The organism is Ruegeria sp. G10 (genome assembly GCF_056533645.1).
This window is the reverse complement of sequence record NZ_JBQFOQ010000002.1, coordinates 657867-678513: the sequence shown is the minus strand read 5'-3', so window position 1 is coordinate 678513 and position 20647 is coordinate 657867. Positions and strand designations below refer to the sequence as shown.

Annotated in this window: 15 protein-coding genes; 3 read left to right on the top strand and 12 right to left on the bottom strand. The window is 60.1% G+C overall.

Features of this window, described 5'->3' with window-relative positions; all coding sequences use genetic code 11:
* Positions 1 to 113 precede the first annotated feature (113 nt).
* From ACR0KM_RS06770 to ACR0KM_RS06730, 9 genes are all read right to left on the bottom strand, one after another.
* Positions 114 to 1562 (bottom strand): hypothetical protein, encoded by a 1449-nt coding sequence (locus ACR0KM_RS06770; protein WP_480858483.1) that lies wholly within the window; start codon positions 1560 to 1562, stop codon positions 114 to 116.
* 9 nt (positions 1563 to 1571) lie between these two features.
* The gene (locus ACR0KM_RS06765) at positions 1572 to 2048 is read right to left on the bottom strand and encodes a hypothetical protein (RefSeq protein ID WP_480858481.1); all 477 of its coding nucleotides are present in this window, start codon (positions 2046 to 2048) and stop codon (positions 1572 to 1574) included.
* 69 nt (positions 2049 to 2117) lie between these two features.
* The gene (locus ACR0KM_RS06760) at positions 2118 to 3830 is read right to left on the bottom strand and encodes an ABC transporter ATP-binding protein (RefSeq protein ID WP_480858479.1); all 1713 of its coding nucleotides are present in this window, start codon (positions 3828 to 3830) and stop codon (positions 2118 to 2120) included.
* Positions 3831 to 3834: 4 nt separating this feature from the next.
* Entirely contained in the window at positions 3835 to 4776 is a 942-nt protein-coding gene (locus ACR0KM_RS06755) for an ABC transporter permease (protein ID WP_480858478.1), read from the bottom strand.
* On the bottom strand, positions 4773 to 5750 hold the full coding sequence (locus tag ACR0KM_RS06750) for an ABC transporter permease (RefSeq protein ID WP_480533183.1): 978 nt from the start codon (positions 5748 to 5750) through the stop codon (positions 4773 to 4775). The genes ACR0KM_RS06755 and ACR0KM_RS06750 overlap by 4 nt, the downstream gene beginning before the upstream one ends.
* A gap of 25 nt (positions 5751 to 5775) precedes the next feature.
* On the bottom strand, positions 5776 to 6717 hold the full coding sequence (locus ACR0KM_RS06745; RefSeq protein ID WP_480858476.1) for a glutathione S-transferase family protein: 942 nt from the start codon (positions 6715 to 6717) through the stop codon (positions 5776 to 5778).
* A 4-nt stretch (positions 6718 to 6721) separates the two neighbouring features.
* Positions 6722 to 8287, bottom strand: a complete 1566-nt coding sequence (locus tag ACR0KM_RS06740) for an ABC transporter substrate-binding protein (RefSeq protein ID WP_480858474.1) — start codon at positions 8285 to 8287, stop codon at positions 6722 to 6724.
* Between the two features lie 150 nt (positions 8288 to 8437).
* Positions 8438 to 10018: an ABC transporter substrate-binding protein gene (locus ACR0KM_RS06735; RefSeq protein WP_480733934.1), complete on the bottom strand. Its 1581-nt coding sequence runs from the start codon at positions 10016 to 10018 to the stop codon at positions 8438 to 8440.
* Positions 10019 to 10132: 114 nt separating this feature from the next.
* The gene (locus ACR0KM_RS06730; protein ID WP_480858472.1) at positions 10133 to 12469 is read right to left on the bottom strand and encodes an alginate lyase family protein; all 2337 of its coding nucleotides are present in this window, start codon (positions 12467 to 12469) and stop codon (positions 10133 to 10135) included.
* A gap of 226 nt (positions 12470 to 12695) precedes the next feature.
* Here ACR0KM_RS06730 and ACR0KM_RS06725 point away from each other — a divergent pair, with 226 nt between their 5' ends.
* Complete coding sequence (locus tag ACR0KM_RS06725; RefSeq protein ID WP_480858470.1) at positions 12696 to 14945, top strand: fatty acid cis/trans isomerase; 2250 nt, start codon at positions 12696 to 12698, stop codon at positions 14943 to 14945.
* 135 nt (positions 14946 to 15080) lie between these two features.
* Entirely contained in the window at positions 15081 to 16817 is a 1737-nt protein-coding gene (locus ACR0KM_RS06720) for an adenylate/guanylate cyclase domain-containing protein (protein WP_480858468.1), read from the top strand.
* Here ACR0KM_RS06720 and ACR0KM_RS06715 read toward each other — a convergent pair.
* Genes ACR0KM_RS06715 through ACR0KM_RS06705 form a run of 3 tightly spaced genes read right to left on the bottom strand, consistent with a single transcriptional unit; the run spans position 16814 to position 19639 of the window.
* Positions 16814 to 18469: an FAD-binding oxidoreductase gene (locus ACR0KM_RS06715; RefSeq protein ID WP_480858466.1), complete on the bottom strand. Its 1656-nt coding sequence runs from the start codon at positions 18467 to 18469 to the stop codon at positions 16814 to 16816. The two genes, ACR0KM_RS06720 and ACR0KM_RS06715, sit on opposite strands and share 4 nt — an antisense overlap.
* 51 nt (positions 18470 to 18520) lie before the next feature.
* Positions 18521 to 19144 carry a glutathione S-transferase family protein gene (locus ACR0KM_RS06710; protein WP_480858464.1) on the bottom strand — a complete coding sequence of 208 codons (624 nt, stop codon included), beginning with the start codon at positions 19142 to 19144 and terminating at the stop codon, positions 18521 to 18523.
* Positions 19145 to 19162: 18 nt separating this feature from the next.
* Positions 19163 to 19639 carry a nuclear transport factor 2 family protein gene (locus ACR0KM_RS06705; RefSeq protein ID WP_480821079.1) on the bottom strand — a complete coding sequence of 159 codons (477 nt, stop codon included), beginning with the start codon at positions 19637 to 19639 and terminating at the stop codon, positions 19163 to 19165.
* Between the two features lie 105 nt (positions 19640 to 19744).
* On the opposite strand from ACR0KM_RS06705, the gene ACR0KM_RS06700 reads away from it, so the two are divergent.
* Complete coding sequence (locus tag ACR0KM_RS06700; protein ID WP_480858462.1) at positions 19745 to 20641, top strand: LysR substrate-binding domain-containing protein; 897 nt, start codon at positions 19745 to 19747, stop codon at positions 20639 to 20641.
* Positions 20642 to 20647 lie beyond the last annotated feature (6 nt).

Genomic DNA, 20647 nt, shown 5'->3' with positions numbered 1-20647 from the left:
GGCGTCAACCAATTGGGACCACGGAACTGGACCAGGCACAGTGTGCGAGGGTAACGCGGACGCAACGGGAACCGTCGATGCACTCCGGGCGTTGGGCCGCAAGTCGACACCTTTCAACCTGCGGTCAGACAGGATTGGTCGAGTGTCAGCCAAGCGTCGCCCGCGACCTCGGCATCGGTTAGCTTTGCCACATCAATAACCCGGCCCTGAACCTGAAGATAGGTCGAGCGAGGCGTCACGATCATCGCGACCTCGGCCTTGGTCCGATCGGAGATCGCAGGTGCGGCCAGCAGGACCGAGAGCAAAAGCAGCCCCCGGTCCACATCATCCCCTGTATTGAACAGCAGCACCTCATCCGGAGTGGCAATGCGGCTCCGCTCGCCATAGATGGCATTCTGACCGGTGATGCCAGACACCGCCGTCACGGCATCATCGATACTACGGATCGAGGCGGCAAGCTCGCGCAACTTGGGCCCCCTGACCCCGTTGGCCAGATAGGCCCCCGGACACGGCACATTAAGGTCACGATAACAATAGGCCGCCTGTCCAAAGACCGACAGGTCATTTCCACCCGCCAGTTCATCGACCACACGCCGAACCGCCCCAGCCCCTTCGGCACGATCAAGCTCGGCAAGTTGTGCACGCGTTGCGACACTGGTTTCAAACGCGATTTCCTGGTGATGAAACGCCTCGAACGGCGGCAGTTGGGTGCCGAAGAACGCCGTACAATCCGCCTCGAACCGTGACAGCTCGACCTCGGGGATCGTGCTGATCCCATCGCCGAGTTTCAGCACGCCGAACAACGAGACGAAACGGTCAGCGTAGGGCATACGTCGCTCGAAAGCGGCGCGGGGGTCGGCCCCGGCGCCCGTGGTAACGCTGGCCCAACGGCTCTGAGAAAAGGCTTCGGGCTTGCCATTGCACCAGTATCGCCGATCCCCCTTCTGCAGCAGCGTCGTGTAGTGGCCCGGCGACCCGACGATGAACAGGTCTTTCAATGCAACGCTGTTCAAAACGCTGGCCAGCGATGTGGTCAACGTCGCCTCATCGGCGCAGACCGTTACCCCCATGGGCCTGTGTTTCTTGTGCTTCAGCAGGCGCGACATCGCATGCAGGCCATCGATGGTCGAATAGGTGTAAATCGGCAGCTGGTCCTGTTCGAGCAGTGGAAAGATATCCAGCGCAGGCGTCAGTTGCCCCTTGTCCCGCCGCCAGGTCACATGCCGCCAAAGCTGCGCCTTGATCGTATCGACGGCCCCGGCCCCCAGCCGGTCACGCTCGTCCTGCAGGTTCAGGATGCCGACGCGTTCGGCTGTGCCCATGGGGAAATCATGGGTGAAGTGATGGTCGATGAAAGACAGCATTTCATCGGTAACCGGCAGGCCATCCGCCGCCGCGCGGTCGGCAATCTTATCCCGGACCTGCCACAGGGTATCGCTCATCAGATTGGCGAGGATCAGAACGATCATCAGATGCGGGTCGATGGCAGTGTCCAGCAAACCGGGATGCACCGCCCGCGACAGGCGCTCGATCTTTTCCGAGGGTTTCAAGGGTGCGGCCACCGCGCAGGTCTATCCGGGCTGCTTCATGCACCGCGTTCGGGTCAGGGCCGCGTGTTCTCCCGCTCTAGCGGCGAGCACCTCGAATTCGCCATCGGCCAATAGCCGTCCGATCCTGATCCCGTCATCGGCGATATCCACCATATGAAGGTTTCGGTCCCCCCAGCCGATCATGCCTAGAAACTCTTCGTGGATCGTGACCTTCGTGCCCTCTTCGGCCACGATCGTCTGCCCGGGGCGGTCGATCTGGTCGTCCGGCAATTCCTCGCGGTCCCCGATCCAGACCGAGTGCCCCTTGAAACCCGCGCCCAACTGCTCGGTGATCTCAAGCTCAAATTCATAAGGCCCTTCGAGCAGGTCAAAGAAATAGGCACCATATTCGATATTGCAGACCCACTTGCCCACGAGGTCCGGGAACCCATCCTGCGCCTGCGCGGACAGCGGTACGCATAGCCCCAGAAGAACGGCGGTCACGGATCGGATCAGCATTGCAATATCTCCCTGCATTGACGTGGCCCGATCAGGCCACGCCAAGCAGGTCTCGTCAACCTTTGCGTGTTACGCCTCGCGCTCGCCCAGCCCGTCGGTCGACAGATCGTCAAGCTTGGGCATCAGCCGCAGCAGCTCGGCCGCATATTCGGTCTGAGGGTGGGTGAACAGATCGGTGGTGTCCTGAATCTCGACCATCTGACCCTGTTTCATCACCGCCACCCGGTCGCACATCTGACGCACCACCGGCAGGTCATGGCTGATGAACAGAAGGGTCAGGCCAAGATGTTCCTGCAGGTCTTTCAGGATGTTCAGAATCTGCGCCTGAATTGACACATCCAGCGCGCTGGTGGGCTCATCACAGATCAGGAACCGGGGCTGCGTGGCCAGCGCACGGGCGATGGAAATCCGCTGCCGTTGCCCGCCCGAGAATTCGTGCGGGTATTTCTGACCGGCCTCATGGCCCAGACCCACCTGATCCAGCAACTCGTCGACCCGGCGCTTGATATCCGCCCCATCCATCAACTTATGGTGCCGGATCGGCTCGGCGACGATCTCGTCCACGCGCATCCGGGGGTTGAGCGAGGAATACGGGTCCTGAAAGATCATCTGGATGTTCTTGCGGTATTCATCCTGTACCGAACGATTGCTCAGGTCGCTGACGCGCTGACCTTGAAAATCGATGGTGCCGCCATCCACCGGATAGAGCCCCGCGATCATCCGCGCGACGGTGGACTTGCCCGAACCGGATTCGCCCACCACGCCGAACACTTCCCCAGCGTCGATGTCGAAGCTGACATTGTCGACGGCGGTGAAATAGGTCCGGTCCCACGGCAGCAGCCCGCGCTTTTGCAGGAACTTCTTGGTCAGGTTGCGGATCTCGAACACCGGCTTGCTGGCGTCATTGTCGACCTTGGGCCAGTGACGGGCCATATCCTCGATGGCGAAACGCGTCTCGCGCCCGCCATAGCTGATCTGCGGAAAGCGGTGCAGCTTCAGCGTCGGGCGCGGCACGGCAGCGATCAGGGATTTGGTGTATTCATGCTGCGGCTGGCCCATCACCTGCGCGGTGGTGCCGGTTTCGACCACCTTGCCCGCATACATCACCGTCACGCGGTCTGTCGTGTCGGCAATCACGCCCATGTCGTGCGTGATCAGGATAACCCCCACCTGACGTTCCTGCGCCAGTTCCTTGATCAGGTCCAGAATCTGCGCCTGCACCGAGACATCCAGCGCGGTAGTCGGCTCATCCGCGATGATCACGTCCGGCTCGGTACACAGCGCCAACGCGATCACCACGCGCTGCCGCATCCCGCCCGAGAACTGGTGCGGGTATTGGTCCAGACGCGTATCCGGGTCGGGAATGCCGACCCGGTCAATCAGGTCGCGGGCGCGTTTGGTGGCCTCGGCCTCGGACCCGCCCAGATGGGCCTGAATGGTCTCGACCAGTTGCTCGCGCACGGTGAACAGCGGGTTCAGCGAGGTCAGCGGGTCCTGAAAGATCATCGAGATCTTTTTGCCGCGCAGTCCCCGCATCGCCTCGGCGTCGATACCGCTGATCTGGTCTCCGCTCAGCTTGATGGTGCCGCTGGCAATGCGGCCGGGCCGGTCCAGCAGGCCCATGATGGCGGCACCGATGGTCGATTTGCCAGCACCGGATTCACCCACCAGACCGTGGATCTGGCCCGGCTCAACCGTCAGGTCCACATGGTCGACAGCGGTGAACAGCTTGCGGCGGGTCGGGAATTCGACCGTCAGGTCATTGATCGTCAGAAGGCTCATGAAATCACCGCAGCTTGGGGTTCAGCGCATCGCGCAGCCAGTCGCCCAGCAGGTTGACCGACAGGGCAAGGGCCAGCAGCGTGCAGGCCGGGAAGAACAGAATCCACCACTCACCCGAGAACAGGAACCCCTGCCCGATGCGGATCAGCGTGCCCAGCGACGGCTGGGTCGGTGGCGCTCCGACGCCGAGGAAACTCAGCGTCGCCTCGGCGATAATCGCCAGCGCCAGCGAGATGGTGGCGATCACCAGAACCGGGCTGAGGACATTCGGCAGGATATGGCGGAACATGATCGGGAAGGACCCACGCCCGATCAGACGCGCGGCCTGGACGTATTCCTTGTTTTTCTCGACCAGAGCCGCGCCACGCACAACACGCGCGAACTGCACCCAGTCGGACAGGGCGATGGCGATGATCAGCACATAAATCGCCATCTCATCCCGGTATTCGGGTGGGGTGATCCCTTTCGCGATCCCGAAGATCAGCATCGCCACCAGAATGGCCGGAAAGGTCAGCTGCACGTCGGCGATGCGCATGATCAGCGTCTCGATCCAGCCGCCGAAATAGGCCGCCACCAGCCCCAGAATAACCCCGATGATCAGAGCCAGAAGGACCGCCGCGGCCCCCACGAACAACGAAATCCGCATGCCGTAAAGGATGGTCGAAAACACATCCCGACCCTGATCGTCAGTGCCCAGCAGAAAGGTTTCCTGCGTGAAGGCGTTGGGCGTACCGGGGGGCGTAAACCCGTTCATCAGATTCAGCGTGGATGGGTCAAACGGATCATAGGGCGCGATCAGCGGCGCAAAGATCGCCGCGAGCACCAGAACAACCACAACCAGCGAGGCTATGACGGCGACCGGAGAATGCCGGAAGGACCAGGCAAAGTCGCTGTCCCAGAATTTCGCCATCCGCGACGGGGTTTGAGTATTTGGGGTATCGGTCATGTGGCCCTCGCGTCGACACGCAGACGCGGGTCAATGGCATAGTAAAGAAGATCGACAATCAGGTTGATCGTCACGAACATCACCGAGATCAGCATCAGATAAGCCGCCATGACGGGGATATCGACGAACTGGATCGCGTTGATGAACAACAGGCCCACGCCGGGCCACTGGAACACCGTTTCCGTGATGATGGCGAACGCGATGATTGAGCCCAGTTGCAGGCCGGTGATCGTGATCACCGGCACCAGAGTATTCTTCAACGCATGGCGGAAATTGATCACCCGATCCGACAGCCCTCGGGCGCGGGCAAAGCGGACATAATCGGCGCGCAGCACCTCCAGCATCTCGGACCGCACCAGCCGCATGATCAGTGTCATTTGGTACAGACCCAGCGTGATTGCAGGCAATATCAGTGCCTTAAGCCCTGAGGCGGTCAGGAACCCGGTGGACCAGCCGCCAATCATAACGGTCTCGCCCCTCCCGAAGCTGGGCAGCAGATCAAGCTCGACCGAGAAGATGTAGATCAGCAATATCCCTATGAGGAAGGTGGGCAGTGAGACCCCTATCAGGGACACCGTCATAATCACATTTGCCGCAATCCCTTGTCGTCGGATCGCCGTGAAAACCCCTAGGGCGATGCCGATCGTGATCGCCAGAAAGCCCGAGACAAACGCCAGTTCCAGCGTCGCCGGGGCCCGCTCCACAAGGATAGTAGAAACCGGCCGGCCCTGTCGGTATGAGACGCCGAAATTGCCCTGAACCGCGCCCTGCAGGAACTTGGCGTATTGCACCACAAAGGGCTGATCCAGCCCCAGTTCGGTGCGCAGGCGGTCGATGTCAGCTTGCGTGCGTTCCTGCCCCAGCATGTTGTCGATCGGGTCGCCGACAAAGCGGAACATCGAAAAGGCCACCAGACCCACGACCAACAGCACGATGACGGACTGGAACATCCGTCTGACGATATATGCGAACATTGATTTTCCCCATTGGTGCGTCTCTCTATGCTTTAACCGACCGGGTGGTCAAGATGTCGCGGTGGTGCGGCGCGCTCCAATCGATTTCAGGGCCCAACGGCACGATCCCCAGCGGATTTCGCAGTTCGGACGGCGAGAAATAGCCTTGCTTGTAGATGTCGAACTTCACGGTCCCGGCGACGCCGGGCAGCGCGTAAATTTCGCGCGCATAACCCCAGAGGTTCCGATAGTCGATCAGCCGACGCAGGTTGCATTTGAAGGCATAGTGATAGGCCACATCGAACCGGGCCAGCGTGGGGAACAGGCGCAGATCGGCCTCGGTCAGCGTGTCGCCGCAGAGGTAGCGGTTGGTGGCCAGATGTGCCTCGATCTCGTCCAGTGTGGCGAACACATCGCGGAACCCGGCCTCATAGGCCTCTTGCGTGCGGGCGAACCCTGCGCGGTAGACACCGTTGTTCAGACGCGCATAAATCTTGTCATTCCACGCGTCGATCTCGTCCAGCTTGTCTGATGGCGCCAGATTGGGACCATAGCCCGGCAACGTGCCCAGCATCCGCACCAGATCAGCGGATTCGTTGGAGACCGCCCGCTCCTCGACCCGGTCCCATAGCAAGGGCACCGTGATCCGCCCGGTATAGGCCGGTGTCGCGCGGGCATAAGCGTGATGCAGCGCCGTTGCGCCATAGACCGCATCCGCGCCGTCGGCATAGACCCAGCCGTCGGCTGTACGGCGCGGCTCGGCATAGGCAACCGTGATCAGATCATGCAGCCCCTTGAGCGCACGAACCAGCAGCACGCGATGCGCCCAGGGGCAGTTCCACGCCGCGTAAAGATGAAACCGCCCCGGTGCCAGAGCATCCGGCAGCGCGTTCCGAATGGTCGAGGCCTGACGGCGGAATTCACCGTCAAGCCTTGTGTCGGGCGCGGGGTCCTCGGCGTGGTAGACCCCGGCGATCATGACGCCCATCGGCTCAGTTCACCGTCACCCAGCGCAGGATAAAGAAGTTGTCCGGACGCTGTGTCAGCTCGACATTGTTGCGCGTCCCCCAGACCAGAGGCTGCACATACATCGGCACATAGACCTGATCGTCCTGATAGATCTGCGTCACCTCATCCAGCATGGCCTGACGTTTGGTCTGATCCAGCTCGGACTGGATCTTCGGCAGCAATTCATCGACCCGCGGGTTCGAGTAGCCACCAAAATTCCAGCTGCCCAGCTTTTTCTCTTCGTTCGGGGTTGCCACCAGGAACCGGACCGGATGTTCAGCGTCAAAGGTGCCGGGGCTCCAGCCCAGCAGGTACATATCGTAGTTATCTTCACGCAGTTCCGGCCAGTAGTTGCGCACCGGCATCGCATCCAATTCAGCGGTAATGCCGATCTGGGCGAGCATACCGACAACCGCCTGACACACGGCCTCATCATTCAGGTAGCGGTCATTGGGGCATTTCAGCCCGAACGAGAAGCCGTCGGCATAGCCCGCCTCGGCCAGCAACGCCTCGGCAGCATCAACATCGAACACGGGACGGTCCGCATTGGCCCGAGAATAGCCGCTCATCACCGGGGTGACGAGTTGCGAGGCCGCTTCGGCATTGCCGCGCATGATCGTGGCCAGAATGGCATCCACGTTGACCGCTTTAGCGACGGCCTGACGCACGCGCGCATCGCGGAACGGGTTCGGCTTGCCCGCGTCATCGGTGTATTTCAGCGCCTCGGCCTCGTGATCAAAGCCCAACATGATCACGCGCGCCTCGATCCCCTGAATGACGTCCACATCTGCGCTCTGCTGCAGCCGCGCTACGTCCTGAATCGGCACCGGGTTGATCATGTCCACATCACCCGACAACAGCGCTGCAACGGCGGTGGCCGGGTTCTGGATCGGATTGAACTCGGCGCGGGTAATGTTGTGTTCAGCCTCGCCCCACCAGCCCTCATGCGGCTCCAGCACGGTTTTCAGACCCGGCTCGCGCTCGGTCACTTTGAACGCGCCGGTGCCGTTGGCGTTGATCGTAGCGTGGTTGCCGGTTTCCTTGTCGGGCACCACGGCATCGTTGGCCTCGGTCCAGCCCTGATCCATGATCATCCAGTTGGCAATCGAGGATGGGAACAGCGGGTTGGGCGCGGTGGTCATGATATCGACGGTATAGTCATCGACCACAATCACATCGCTGACCGGCGCAAACCAGCTGCGGGTGTCCGCAGCCTCGCCCGAGGCGCGTTGATAGCTGAACAGCACATCATTGGCGTCAAAGCTGCTGCCATCGTGGAAGGTGACGCCCTCGCGCAGCTTGAACCGCCAGCCCTCACCGTCCCCGATCGGCTCCCAACTGACAGCTAGCGCCGGTTCAACGGCCATATCTTTGCCGCGCCGCACCAGCCCTTCGTAGACATTATTGAGAAACCCCAGCACCGGGGCCGAGTTGACCGCATGCGGGTCCATTGTCTGCGGATCGGTGGTCGAGGCCCATTTGAACTCGGCAGCCTGCGCGGTGCTGGCCAGCAGCATGGTCAGGCCAATGGCGCTGTTCCTGAGGATCATGGCGATATCTCCCTGTTTATGGGTCAGAGCTTGGGATGTTTTGGCCGCCGCGTAAAGGAATTCTCACGATGAGATCACGCGCCCGTTACTGCCCACGCAAACGAAAACAGGGCGCGAAACCGCGCCCTGCCCTGCATCCGGAAGGATGGCTTAGTTCATCTCGAAGTATTTGATCTTAGGCGAATCTTCGGGTTCAACGATGGTGCCAACGCCCGACTTCATACCCCAGTTCAGCACCTGATGGTGGATCGGGATATAAAGCTGTTCGTCCTGAACCACCTGCCAGATATCGGCGATCTGCTGATCGCGCGCGGGCAGGTCGGTTTCCGAGGCCAGCGCCACGATCTTGGCATCCAGCTCAGGGTTGGAATAGCGCGTGCCGTTCCAAGACCCATATTTCTCGCCCTTCGAATGGACCAGGAAGTTGAAGATGTATTCCGAGTCATAGGTCGGAACACCCCAGCCCAGCATGTAGAAATCGGTCTCGAGGTTGTTGATCAGCGGGAAGTGCTGCGCCTTGGGTTTGGCATCCAGATTCACGGTCACGCCGATCTGCGCCAGCATACCCACGGCAGCCTGACAGATCGCCTCATCGTTGATGTAGCGGTCGTTCGGGCAGTTCAGGGTCAGCGAGAAGCCATCAGGATACCCTGCCTCGGCCATCAGGGCCTTGGCGCCTTCGATATCGGTGGTCGAGGACGCATCCATCCCCTCATCCCAGCCGTTCACGAAGGGCGGCGAGATCATACCCGCAGGGGCCGACTGGCCACGCATCACAACCTGCTGGATCGCATCGCGGTTGATTGCCTTGGACATCGCCTGACGCACACGTACATCCGCCAGCGGATTGGCACCATCAACGCTGTCCGAGCCCAGATCAGCGTCGCCCATGTTCATACCAAAGAAGATCACCCGGTTCTGCGGCGCGGTGCGAACATCCAGACCATCGGTGCCCGCAACGCGTTCAAGGTCCTGCACAGGCACGTCCTGAATGAAATCGACCTCACCCGACAGCAGCGCGGCAACGCGGGTCGCGGCGTTCTGGATCGGGGTATAAACGATCTCGGTCACCTGCAGCGGGAATTCATCTTTGCCCCAATAACCGTCATAGGCGGCCAGAACGGTTTTTACGTCCGGCTCGCGGCTGACCAGCTTGTAGGGGCCAGTGCCGTTGGCATTCTTGGCCGCGAACGTGTCCTCGCCGCCCTCATAGTCCTGCACCTTCACGGCGTTGTTCGCCTCAGCCCAACCCTTGTCCATCATGAACATATTGGTCAGGTTGTTGGGCATGATCGGGTTCGGGCCATCGGTCTCGATCTCGACGGTGAACTTGTCCGGCGCGCGCACTTCTTTGACCGAGGCCAGCAGTTCCTTGTAGTCCGAATCCGGCGTCATCGCGCGGTTCAGCGAGAACACAACGTCTTCGCTGTCGAACTCGGCCCCGTCATGGAAGGTCACGCCCTCGCGCAGCTTGAACACCCAGACATTCGGGTTGTCTTCGGACGGTGCCCACTCGGTCGCAAGCGACGGCACCAGCGCGCCGGAATGGTCGCGCATAACCAGCGTTTCCATGATCTGGTGCGCCATGGCCGAGGTCGGGCCTTCGTTCTGCGCATGCGGGTCCAGCGTCAGCGCGTCACCGGCGCGGGCCCATCGCAGCGTTTCCGCCGAAGCGCCCGCCGCAATCATCGCCGTGGCGCTGGCGGCAAGCATCAGAGTTTTGAATGACATAAGTCTCTCCCCATTATTGTTGTGACCGCATCAGACTGCGGCTGGCCGGAGTTTCCGGTCCTCATGCCACCGCATCATCCAGATCATTTTCCGAGTTGCAACACCCGAATGTGATCAGAGCGCGCCGCCGTAGCCGCGCGCCAAACGCCAGAAGGGCGGTATGCCGTCATGGGGGTAAAAACAGGCGGGGGCTTCGGTCGATTGCAGGAACCCCTGCCCGGTCTTCTGACGCAGCGTGACGTCGATCGGGACCAGACGCGCGGCCTCGAACGGTTCGATCTGTTCGTGTTCCCAACCCGCGACCGAGTCTTTCAGCAAACGGCGCATGGCGACGATCAGCCGGTCCGCGGCATCACTGCTCCAGGGCTGGAGGCCAGTGCCTTCGAGCAGGTTGAACAGGTTAATCCAGCTTTGCAGGTTGAATGCACAATAATGCTGGGTCAGCGTGCGGGTCATTTCGTGCGGCTGTTCGCCGTCTTCGGTGATGCTGCCCAGAAGTCGCGCCTGAGCCCGCAGATTGATCCGCTGCAGGGCGGATTTATCGCCAAGAAACGCGACCAGCGACGCTGCTTGCAAATCATAGCAGGTGCCATGATTGTTCTTGGCCCGCCGTTCGCCTTTTCCCTGCGTGCTATCGGTCAGCCACGCAACGAATTCGGTGCACCACTCGCGAATACCCTGGGTCAGACCGGCATCCTCCAACATCCGCACCGCGTCGAGGAAATAGTAGAAATCCTTAGTTTCAATCAACCCGTGCGCCAGACCCTTGTCGCCTTTGTGCCCAAGCCGCACCTGCGCATAATCAAGGTTAGGGTTCATGCGTGTTTCGGGGTTGATGAACCAGGTTTGCACCAAACGTCTGCCGTGTTCGCCATACCGCTTGTCACCAGTCAGCTTAGCGGTCAAAGCCAGCGCGGTCGTATCGTCGAAAAGCCTCTGCAATCTGGTTCGGTCAAAGCGGTGGCTTTCCTCTTCGTAAAGCTCTGTGCCCGGCACGCGCTGCCCATCGTGGAACACGTAAGGTCGGCCATCTTTCTTCTTCGGGTCCGGCCACCAGTACGGAGAAGGATGGTAATAGTCGTGCTTATCGCCGCTGGGTCCGGGTTCAGGTTTATCGGTAACCGAGAACGGACCGCGTGTCAGGGCATCGTCAGCTGCTGTCGTGACAGCGATCAGATCGGCATCTCCGTCAGACCCGACAAGTGCACCGATCCGAGCCGCATCAAAGAATACCGGCGCGTCACCTTCGGCAATATCCGCCATCTGGCGGGTTTCCAGCATATCCAAGGTGGCGCAAATCGCTTCGTTCCGGGCCAATCCCCGGTTTTTGAGCGTCTTCATCCCCGTCTGCTCAAGCTTGGCCTGCCCCGAGAACAACCGGGCCACCCATCCGGCAGTCCCCACGCGATGCCCTTCCGGGCTGACCTTGCGGGGTGGCAGATCGAAATTCTCGACCGGCCAATCCTGCCAGGGACCGGGAATGCCGAGATGCAGAAACAGTTCGACCTTGGGCCGACGTCCATACGGATGAGCCGCGTCGAACCGCAAAGGCGCATCGCAGCGAAACGCCAGCTGAGGTTCTTCGTTCGCTTCTGGTTTGACCGCATCTACAAGCAGATCATCGTTGTTTTGCATCCGCGCCATCGGCACGCTGAAGTACCGCTTATGGCGCTGCGAGATGATGTCAGTGCGCACCGCGTCCCATGCACTTTTGGTAAAATAGCAATTCCCGTCAAACGGCAGCGCCCATTTGGCATGCTCTAGGCAAAAGGCCAGAGCCGCATTGCGTGCGCCATTGTTGTTCATGACATAGTTGTTGCGAGCACGGTGTGCCTGCGTGAGCAGCTTCCCCCGCGTATCGTCATCCAGATCGTCCATCGACCCGTCCGCAAAGATCAGTGGATCCTCGAACGATGTGAAATCATATCCGATTGCCTGAAGCTCGGCCGGGTCGAAGGGGATACGCCTGTAAAGTTGCTTGTGCTCATCTAGCAGAGCAATCAGTGCCGCTTCGTTTTCGGGGTCAACAATTCGGTTCAAGATCCACAGCTTGGTACAGTCCGAAAGATCGGGCTCGTGTTCAAGAATGAAGCGGACATTCTGTAGAGACTGGCCAGCGGTATGCCGAGGAACCAGGTCGTTCCCGATCACCCGACACAGCGCGAACCGATCCGGCATTGCATCAAGGCGGGCTTCCTCTTCTGGGTCCGGCGGTGACGGGCTCACCGAGGAAAGACTGCCCGCAAGTGCCCCCATCCGCCCAACAGGGCCATGGGCCGAGGCCTTTCTGCGCTTGCGCACGATCAGATAGATCGGCACCAGAATCGGCGAGAGCAGCAGGATCACAGGGGACAGCAAAATCAGGATGCGATTGCGCACCCTTTTGCGGCGGTTCCTCTCTTGCAGGGACAGCGCGGTTTTGTGGTTTTTACTTTTCTGGCGCTGCGTCACTGGGCTAACCTGTTTCGGCAAGTGTCTGTTTGAAATGAGGCCTGATGTGGTATCGCGACCAAACCGGTTTCCTCCCTTAGCCCCGAAACCTGCAGACGCGCAACCGACTCGCGCCCGGTCAGATGATGGCAGCGCCGGCTGGCGTGAATTGTGGCCCCCCCAAATCGGGCGCATCGCGTCCGGACTGCTTGCCCTGATCCTGGGCGTTATGCTCTGGCCTAATCTCTTGACACAGGCGCGCGCGCAGGCGCCCGAGAACTGGTCCGATATCCGAACTATTCTGGATCGCCGCTGTGTGGTCTGCCACAGTTGTTACGACGCGCCCTGCCAGCTTAAGTTGACATCGCCCGATGGCCTTTTGCGCGGGGGCAGTAAGCTGGCCGTTTATCATTCCGACCGTCTTTCTGATGCACAACCCACACGATTGGGCGTAGATGCGCGAACTATCCCCGAATGGCGCAGCCTTGGCTTTCATCCGGTTACACCCGAATTGCTGCAGCAATATCTTGAACTCGGTCGCAAGAAACCCCTGCCAACAAACGAACCCATCCCGGCAGAACTTGGTCTTGCGCTGGATCGGCCACTTGCCTGCCCAACGCCGGAAACCTTCGAAGACTTTGCCAAGGCCAACCCGTTGGCCGGGATGCCCTATGCCGCAGCGCCCCTGAGCGACAGCGAATATGCCCGCCTGACCGCTTGGGCCCGCGCCGGTGCACCTGCACCCTTCGTCCCGATGGATATGCCTGAAGAAATCGGCGAGCAGATCACCGCATGGGAGGCGTTCTTGAATGCTCCGGACCCGCGCTCAAAGTTGGCCAGCCGATATATCTATGAACACCTCTTCCTGGCGCGGCTGCATTTTGACGGGGATGCGCCAAAACGGTTTTTTCAACTGGTCCGCTCTCGGACACCCAGCGGAACCGCAATCGAGGTGATCGCGACACGCCGCCCCTTTGATGATCCCGGCGATACACCTTTCTACTATCGGCTTCAGCCGGTAACGGAAACGATTGTGCACAAAGAACACCTGGTCTATCCGCTCAGCCCTGCACGGATGGAGCGTTTGCAAGGCCTGTTTCTGGCACCCGACTGGACCGTCGCGGATTTGCCCTCATATGGCGCAAGTGCGGGTGGGAACCCGTTTACGACCTTCGCGGCCATCCCGCCGCGCAGTCGCTATCAATTCCTGCTGGATGATGCGCTGTTTTTTGTACGCAGCTTCATTCGCGGGCCGGTCTGTCACGGCGAAACTGCGGTGGACGTGATCGAAGACCGGTTCTGGGTCAGCTTTCTGACCCCTGACGCGGACCTGTCGATCACCGATCCCAGCTATCTGCGCGATGCCGCTGTAACCCTGGAACTGCCCGTTTCGGGCAGCGAAAACGGAACTCTGCAACAGCTACAGGGGTTTTCGCACAAAAATCAGGTGCAGTATCTGAAGTTTCGCGATGAGCGATACAGCCAAAGCCCGGCACACAAGGCCGGATTTGGATATGACGCGATCTGGGACGGCGATGGTACCAACCCCAACGCCCTGATCACTGTATTTCGCCATTTCGACAACGCTTCCGCGATGACCGGTTTTCACGGCACCATTCCCGAAACTGCCTGGGTGATCGACTATCCGATCTTTGAACGGATCTATTACAACCTCGTGGCCGGGTACGATGTTTTTGGCCGTATCGAGCATCAGCTTACGACGCGGATCTATATGGATGAACTGCGCATGGAGAGCGAGGACACTTTCCTGAGTTTCATGCCCAAGGACGTGCGCTCGCCGATGCATCAAAGCTGGTACAAAGGTGTCCTGAGCGAGATACACACCTATTGGCACCGACGCCATGTCGACAGCGCCACTCCCAGCGGCGTGACGTTCCAGACCGAGTCGCCCAAGCGTGAATTTCTGCTGAAACTGCTAGAGCGCGGTGCCGGCCTCTGGCCGCTGACGGACCCGATCAACAGATGTGGCGAACCTGCTTGTGACGCGTCTGCGGAACTCTCGGGGGTGGCGCGACAGTTACGCGCGCTGACCGATCAGACCGGAGGTTGGGTAACGTTCCTGCCCGATCTGTCAGTACTGATCACGAAGGACGACACTGGTGCGCCAACGGTCTATACGCTGACCCACGACAAAGCGCATGACAATATCGCCTTTTTGTTTGACGAGGCCGGGCGCCGAGATCCGCAATCTGATCGGCTGACCATCCTGCCCGGTCTTATCAGCAGTTATCCAAACTTCTTTTTCAGAGTCGAACCCGACCAGATCGAGCTTTTTGTTGAAACCCTGCGGTCGGTCAACTCGGATACCGATTGGCTGCAGTTGGTTGCGACCTATGGTGTCCGCCGCACAAGCCCCGAGTTCTGGGCGCTGAGCGATCTGGTACAGGATGCGCTGATCCGTCAGGACCCGGTCCAAGCCGGCATTCTGGATCTCAACCGCTACCGCGATCCCAAGCCGGGCGACGATCCAACCTGAGCGGCGGCGTTTACTGCAACGATTACACCGGAACGTGAACCGATAGGAGCGTCCGGCCAGAATACATCTGTCGTGCCTCGTGTTTACCTCGGACAGGGTGGCAAAAGCCGCCAAACGAGAGGACGGGCGTGGCAGATGGCTATCAATCGCAGAAATATCAAAGCCAATGGCAGCGGGACCATCGCGCAGCAGGCACGGCTGTGGTCGGGGTTGGTTTTGCTTATCTACGCAACGGGGCATTTCATCAATCACGGGCTCGGGCTGGTATCGCTGGGCTGGATGGATGGTATGCTGGCGGTAATGTCCGCGATCTGGAGCTCTGTGCCTGGCACGGCCCTTCTTTACGGGTCTTTCGCGGTTCACATCCTGCTGGGCGCCCTGAGTATCCTGAGCATTCGCAGCCTTAAAATGCCCTTCTGGCGCTGGTTCCAGATCGCGCTGGGACTGGCCATTCCCTATTGGCTGGTCAGCCATATCATTGTCACGCGTGGGTCCGAGTTGGCGACCGGCATACCCGTTAGCTATCTGCAAGAGCTATCGCTGCTTTGGCCCGGCTCGGCAGTTAAACAGAATGCGCTTATGTTGCTGGTCTGGGTCCACGGTCTCATCGGTATCCATTTCTGGTTGCGCCCCAAGTCGTGGTACAAAAACGGTTTGCTGATCCTGCTGCCTGTCGCCATCGCCGTACCGATCATTGCCATGGCAGGCTGGATGACCGCCGCCAAACGGGAACTGTTAAGGCTCAGCCTGAATCCCGACGGGGCCGAAACCCTAGACATGGCTGCGCGCGTGGCCGAGGTCCGGCAGGCGGTTTCCGAATATCAAGCGATCGCACAAGGTTGGGTCGCTTTGATCCTGAGCGCTCTGCTGCTGTTCTTCGTCGCCCTGATCGTCGCCCAGGGCTTTCGCCGTCGTGTACGGGTTAACTATGGTAACGGGCTTGTCGTCGATACAGCGCCGGGCAAGACGTTGCTGGATGTCAGCCGGGACAATCGGATAACTCATATGTCCGTCTGCGGTGGGCGCGCGCGATGTTCAACCTGCAGAGTTCTGGTGATGTCCGACCAGGATAGCCTGAGCCCCGTCGGCCCCGCCGAACGCAAGCTGTTGGACAAGATCAATGCCGAGCCGGATATGCGTCTGGCATGTCAGGCGCGCGTACAGGGGGATGTCAGCATTCGACCGATCATTCAGCCCCAACGCGCGGCTTCGACCCCGCTGCAATCGGACCCGTTCGGATGGGGGATCGAACGCGAAGTGACCGTGCTGCAGCTCAAGATCAAAGAATTCCGACCTTTTGTCGACAAGACCCTGCCCTATGATGTGATCTTCGTTCTAAACCAAATACTGGATCTGATGGTCGAACAGATCGAGGCACAGAATGGGCATATCGACAAGTTCACCAATGATGGCCTGACTGCTATCTTCGGGCTAGAGACCCACAAGGCCGACGCCGCACGGTCCGCGCTCTATGCCGCTGCGCGGTGTCAGGAGTTGGTTGAAAGCACCGAAGGCAACCTGCCGCAGCGCCTTTCAGCGCCCCTGAAGGTGGGTATCGGTATCCACTCTGGCCGTGCTGTAATCGGGCGGGTGGGCAAAAGTGCGGATCAGACTGCACCCAGCCCAGTCACAGCAATCGGGCCTGTTTCGCTGATCGCCGACGCGCTCGAAACCGTGACGCGCAGCTCGGAGGCGGCTATCGTCTATTCCAGATATGTGCACGAATTATGCGGGCTGGGGATACCGAACATGCTGGGCCAAACCGGCGGCATCACGATCAGCGGGCTTGCCGGAAAAGTCGAAGCGGTGATCATAAAAAACAGCAGTCCGCTGCGCAAAAAACTCGAGATGACACAACGGCTGAAAGCCTAGTTGGGATCGGTGGGTGTTTGCGCAACCGGGCCAAAGACCTCGAACAAGATGTTCTGGGCGGGAACACCCGACCTCTCAAGACCCGTTCGGATGTCTGACAGGAACGGACCCGGTCCGCAAAGCAGATAGAGCGCGTCGGACCCGGCATCCAGGTCCAGCAGCGCCTGCGGCGTGATCCGCCCGTGCACCTGATAGTCAGAGCCTAGGATATCGGTCGCAGCGGGCTGGCTGTAAAAGATCTTTGCGCGCGCATCCGGGAGTTGCCTGACAAGCGTTACAATTTCTTCGCGCAAGGCATGTTCAGCAGAGTTTCTGGCACCATGGACAAACCATAGCGGGCGTTTGCCGCCTTTCGCCAAAGCGCCGCGCAGCATAGCGATCATCGGCGTCACGCCGACGCCTGCGCTCACCAGCACCAAAGGTCTTTCACCTTCTGGCAGAGTGAAGTCTCCTGACGGTTTGGATGCGCTGATCTCTGCCCCGTCCGCCAACTCGTCATGCAGAAACCGCGAAACCAGACCCTGCGCCTCGCGTTTGATCGTAAGCCGGTAGCTGTCTGCCGTGCCCGGATCACCCGAAAGCGAGTAACTGCGCTGCACCGCCCCAGCCTGACCGGGGATGTTGACCGAGATCGGCAAATGCTGCCCTGCGGTGAACGGCCAGACCGGCGCGCCGTCGGACGGGTGAAAGTAGAAAGACGTGATACCGCGCGCCTCGGGTACCCGGCGAGCAAGAGTGAACCTGCGGCTGGAGCTCTGCTTGGACCAGCGCAAAGTAAGTGCTTGCGGACGCTCGATCACTGCTTCGACCGTGACGTCAATCATGCGCCACGCATCATCGTCATTGGTATCGGCCGGCGTCCAGTCGATGCTGGCGCGACCGGAGATATGCAAAAGACCGCCGGTTTCAAAATCGACGAATACAAGCCCGATCCGAGGATCAGCGATCAGATTTCCAATCGTGTTGAAGAAGTTATTGCCTGCGTAGTCCGGTATCCTCAGATGACGCGGGTCTTTGACCTGAACAAATCCGGGGGCACCGCCGCGATGCGATGCGTCGAAACCGCGCGACGGCTCATCGCCCCCCAGCTGATGCCCGGACCCGATGAACATGGTCTCGGACCGGGCGATCAGGGCGATCTGATCGGGCTCCAACTCCGTCGAATGCTGCGCTTGGCCGGGTGTGGCCGCAACCCGCTGCCAGACACGTTCGTGAATATATTGCGGGCAATTCCCAAAGGTCTGCCGCACATCAATCTGGTAACCCTGTCCCACGCGTCGCAAGCGACCGCTGAGCCGGTTGCGGCGGCGGGTCGCCAGCTCAATCCCGATCAGGCCGATATCCGTGCCCGCCGCGAACGCGCTGAACAATGGGTCCTGAACATCCGCAGCGGTCTCGATTACCAGGCGCTGCGGATCTGGTGACTGAACAAAGCCGTCGGGACCGTCGATCAAAGTCACCCAGGTCGAACCCGTCATGTCCCGGCCAGACAAGACCAGAAACGGGAGCGACGCATAGAAGTCCCGATGCTGCGCGGGCATGAAATCCCGGATGAAGCCGCCTGCCCAGCTTGAGATATCGCCGACACCCGCACGCTGCTGCGCAGCACGTTCACCCGCATGAAAGGGGGTATTTGTGGAGTTCTGATCCATGTCACCGATCCTCATGGCGCACATCTCAGCCCCGACGCCTTGGCTTTTGGCTCAGGCGAGTTCGGGGATCGGAGAGGTCGCCATCCCGACAAAACCTGGCAACGCTTCGATCCGAGCCAGCCAGTTGCGGATGTTGGGGTATGGCGCCAGATCAACGCCGCCTTCCGGGGCATGCGCGATATAGCTGTAGCCCGCCACATCTGCGATCGTGACCGTCGGGGCCGCCAACCAATCACGGCTTGCCAGATGTGCCTCCATCACCTGAAACAGAGCATGCGCCTTCGCCACCGCTGCCTCATGGTCCAGCGGAGCGCCGAACACTTTGACCAGGCGCGCCGCGCAGGGGCCGGAATATACATTATCCGCAGCCACAGTCAGCCAGCGCTGCACCTCGGCGGCGGTTTTGGGGTCGGCGGGCATCCAATCCTTATCCTTGGCATAGGTCTGAACAAGATACACAAGGATCGCGTTGGAATCGGCCAGCGTATAGCCATCGTCATCAATTGCCGGTACCAGGCCAAAAGGGCTGATCGCCAGATAGTCCGGTGCCTTGTGCGCGCCATTGGCCATGTCGAGGTCGATGGTGTCATACGGCAGGCCCAACAGCGCCAGCATCAGTTCGACCCGGTGGCAATGGCCGGATTTCGGATTGCGATAGAGTTTGATCGGTGTCATGCGATTATCCAATTCAGGTTACAGTCCAAGGTCACTGAGACCCGGGTGATCGTCCGGGCGACGCCCCAGAGGCCAGCGGAATTTTCGGTCCTTCTCGGAAATCGGAAGCTCGTTGATCGAGGCATAACGCTTGGCCATATAGCCATCGGCATCAAACTCCCAGTTCTCGTTACCGTAGGCCCGGAACCAGTTGCCGCTGTCATCGTGGTATTCATAGGCATAGCGCACCGCGATACGGTTGCCGGAAAAGGCCCAAAGCTCTTTGATCAGGCGATAGTCCAGTTCTTTGTTCCACTTACGGGTTAGGAATTGTCGGACCTGATCCCGCCCGTTGGGAAATTCCGCGCGGTTGCGCCACTGCGTATCCGGCGTGTAAGCCAACGCCACCTTGGCCGGATCACGCCCATTCCAGCCATCCTCTGCCAGTCGAACCTTCAACTTGGCGGTTTCCTCGGTGAACGGTGGGACCGGTTGGCGTTGCGCCTCAATGCTCATGCTTCATTCCACTTCGCGATGTAGCTGTTGACGAATAGCTATTTTGCCCCGCATGACAAAGGAATATACTCTTCTCGAAAGTTATTATTTTGGGTTTCGATAATAATGGATCGTCTTCAGACTCTGGAAGTCTTCATTGCTGTCGCCGAAGCCGAGAGCTTTGCAGGCGGCGCACGTAAGCTGGGCCTAAGCGCTCCTTCTGCGACACGCGGTGTGAACGCGCTGGAAGAACGGTTGGGCGCGCGTCTATTCACCCGCACGACTCGCCGCGTGCGTTTGACCGAAGTCGGCCAGGCTTATCTGGAGGATGCACGGCACATCCTGGCGCTGTTGCAATCGGCAGATGACGCCGCGCGCGGGGCCGCTTCGAATCCCGTCGGTCAGTTGCGCATTACCTGCCCCAACGAATTCGGGCGCATTCATGTCGCCCCCATTCTGACTGATTTTCTGGATCAACATCCCGGCATGACCGCAGATGTCTTAATGCTCGACCGCGTTGTTGATCTGGTCGAGGAAGGCATCGATCTGGCGGTACGGATTGGTGAGCTTCCGCCCTCGGGCCTGACCGCCGTTCGGGTCGGGCATGTCCGCCGCGTGATTTGCGGCGCACCGTCCTATTTTGAAACGCATGGTCTGCCGGAAACCCCGACCGATCTGCAAGCGCACCAGATCGTCTCGGCTGCGGGGGTCAGCCCGGTGACCGACTGGCGGTTCGGCCCGGACCTGCAAGAGACGGTAAGAGTCAAACCGCGCCTGATGGTCAGCAGTGTGGCGGCGGCGATCTCGGTAGCGCGGCAGGGGTGGGGCTTGTGCCGGGTATTGTCTTACCAGATCGGACCGGACCTTGAGGCAGGAAGGCTGCGCGCCGTGCTGGAAGCATTCGAACCCGCCCCCCTGCCCGTGCATCTTGTGCATGTCGAGGGCAGACGTGCACCCGCCAAAACCCGCGCCTTTATCGAATTTGCCAAGCGTCGCCTCAGATCGGTGCCAGTGCTGAGATAAGGCGAC

What these genes read in the sequence shown, in the direction of transcription:
- ACR0KM_RS06740 (WP_480858474.1), bottom strand. Translation starts at nt 8,287, where the DNA reads ATGATCCTCAGGAACAGCGCCATTGGCCTGACCATGCTGCTGGCCAGC.
- ACR0KM_RS06750 (WP_480533183.1), bottom strand. Translation starts at nt 5,750, where the DNA reads ATGTTCGCATATATCGTCAGACGGATGTTCCAGTCCGTCATCGTGCTG.
- ACR0KM_RS06755 (WP_480858478.1), bottom strand. Translation starts at nt 4,776, where the DNA reads ATGACCGATACCCCAAATACTCAAACCCCGTCGCGGATGGCGAAATTC.
- ACR0KM_RS06700 (WP_480858462.1), top strand. Translation starts at nt 19,745, where the DNA reads ATGGATCGTCTTCAGACTCTGGAAGTCTTCATTGCTGTCGCCGAAGCC.
- ACR0KM_RS06715 (WP_480858466.1), bottom strand. Translation starts at nt 18,469, where the DNA reads ATGGATCAGAACTCCACAAATACCCCCTTTCATGCGGGTGAACGTGCT.
- ACR0KM_RS06745 (WP_480858476.1), bottom strand. Translation starts at nt 6,717, where the DNA reads ATGGGCGTCATGATCGCCGGGGTCTACCACGCCGAGGACCCCGCGCCC.
- ACR0KM_RS06710 (WP_480858464.1), bottom strand. Translation starts at nt 19,144, where the DNA reads ATGACACCGATCAAACTCTATCGCAATCCGAAATCCGGCCATTGCCAC.
- ACR0KM_RS06765 (WP_480858481.1), bottom strand. Translation starts at nt 2,048, where the DNA reads ATGCTGATCCGATCCGTGACCGCCGTTCTTCTGGGGCTATGCGTACCG.
- ACR0KM_RS06720 (WP_480858468.1), top strand. Translation starts at nt 15,081, where the DNA reads ATGGCTATCAATCGCAGAAATATCAAAGCCAATGGCAGCGGGACCATC.
- ACR0KM_RS06760 (WP_480858479.1), bottom strand. Translation starts at nt 3,830, where the DNA reads ATGAGCCTTCTGACGATCAATGACCTGACGGTCGAATTCCCGACCCGC.
- ACR0KM_RS06705 (WP_480821079.1), bottom strand. Translation starts at nt 19,639, where the DNA reads ATGAGCATTGAGGCGCAACGCCAACCGGTCCCACCGTTCACCGAGGAA.
- ACR0KM_RS06735 (WP_480733934.1), bottom strand. Translation starts at nt 10,018, where the DNA reads ATGTCATTCAAAACTCTGATGCTTGCCGCCAGCGCCACGGCGATGATT.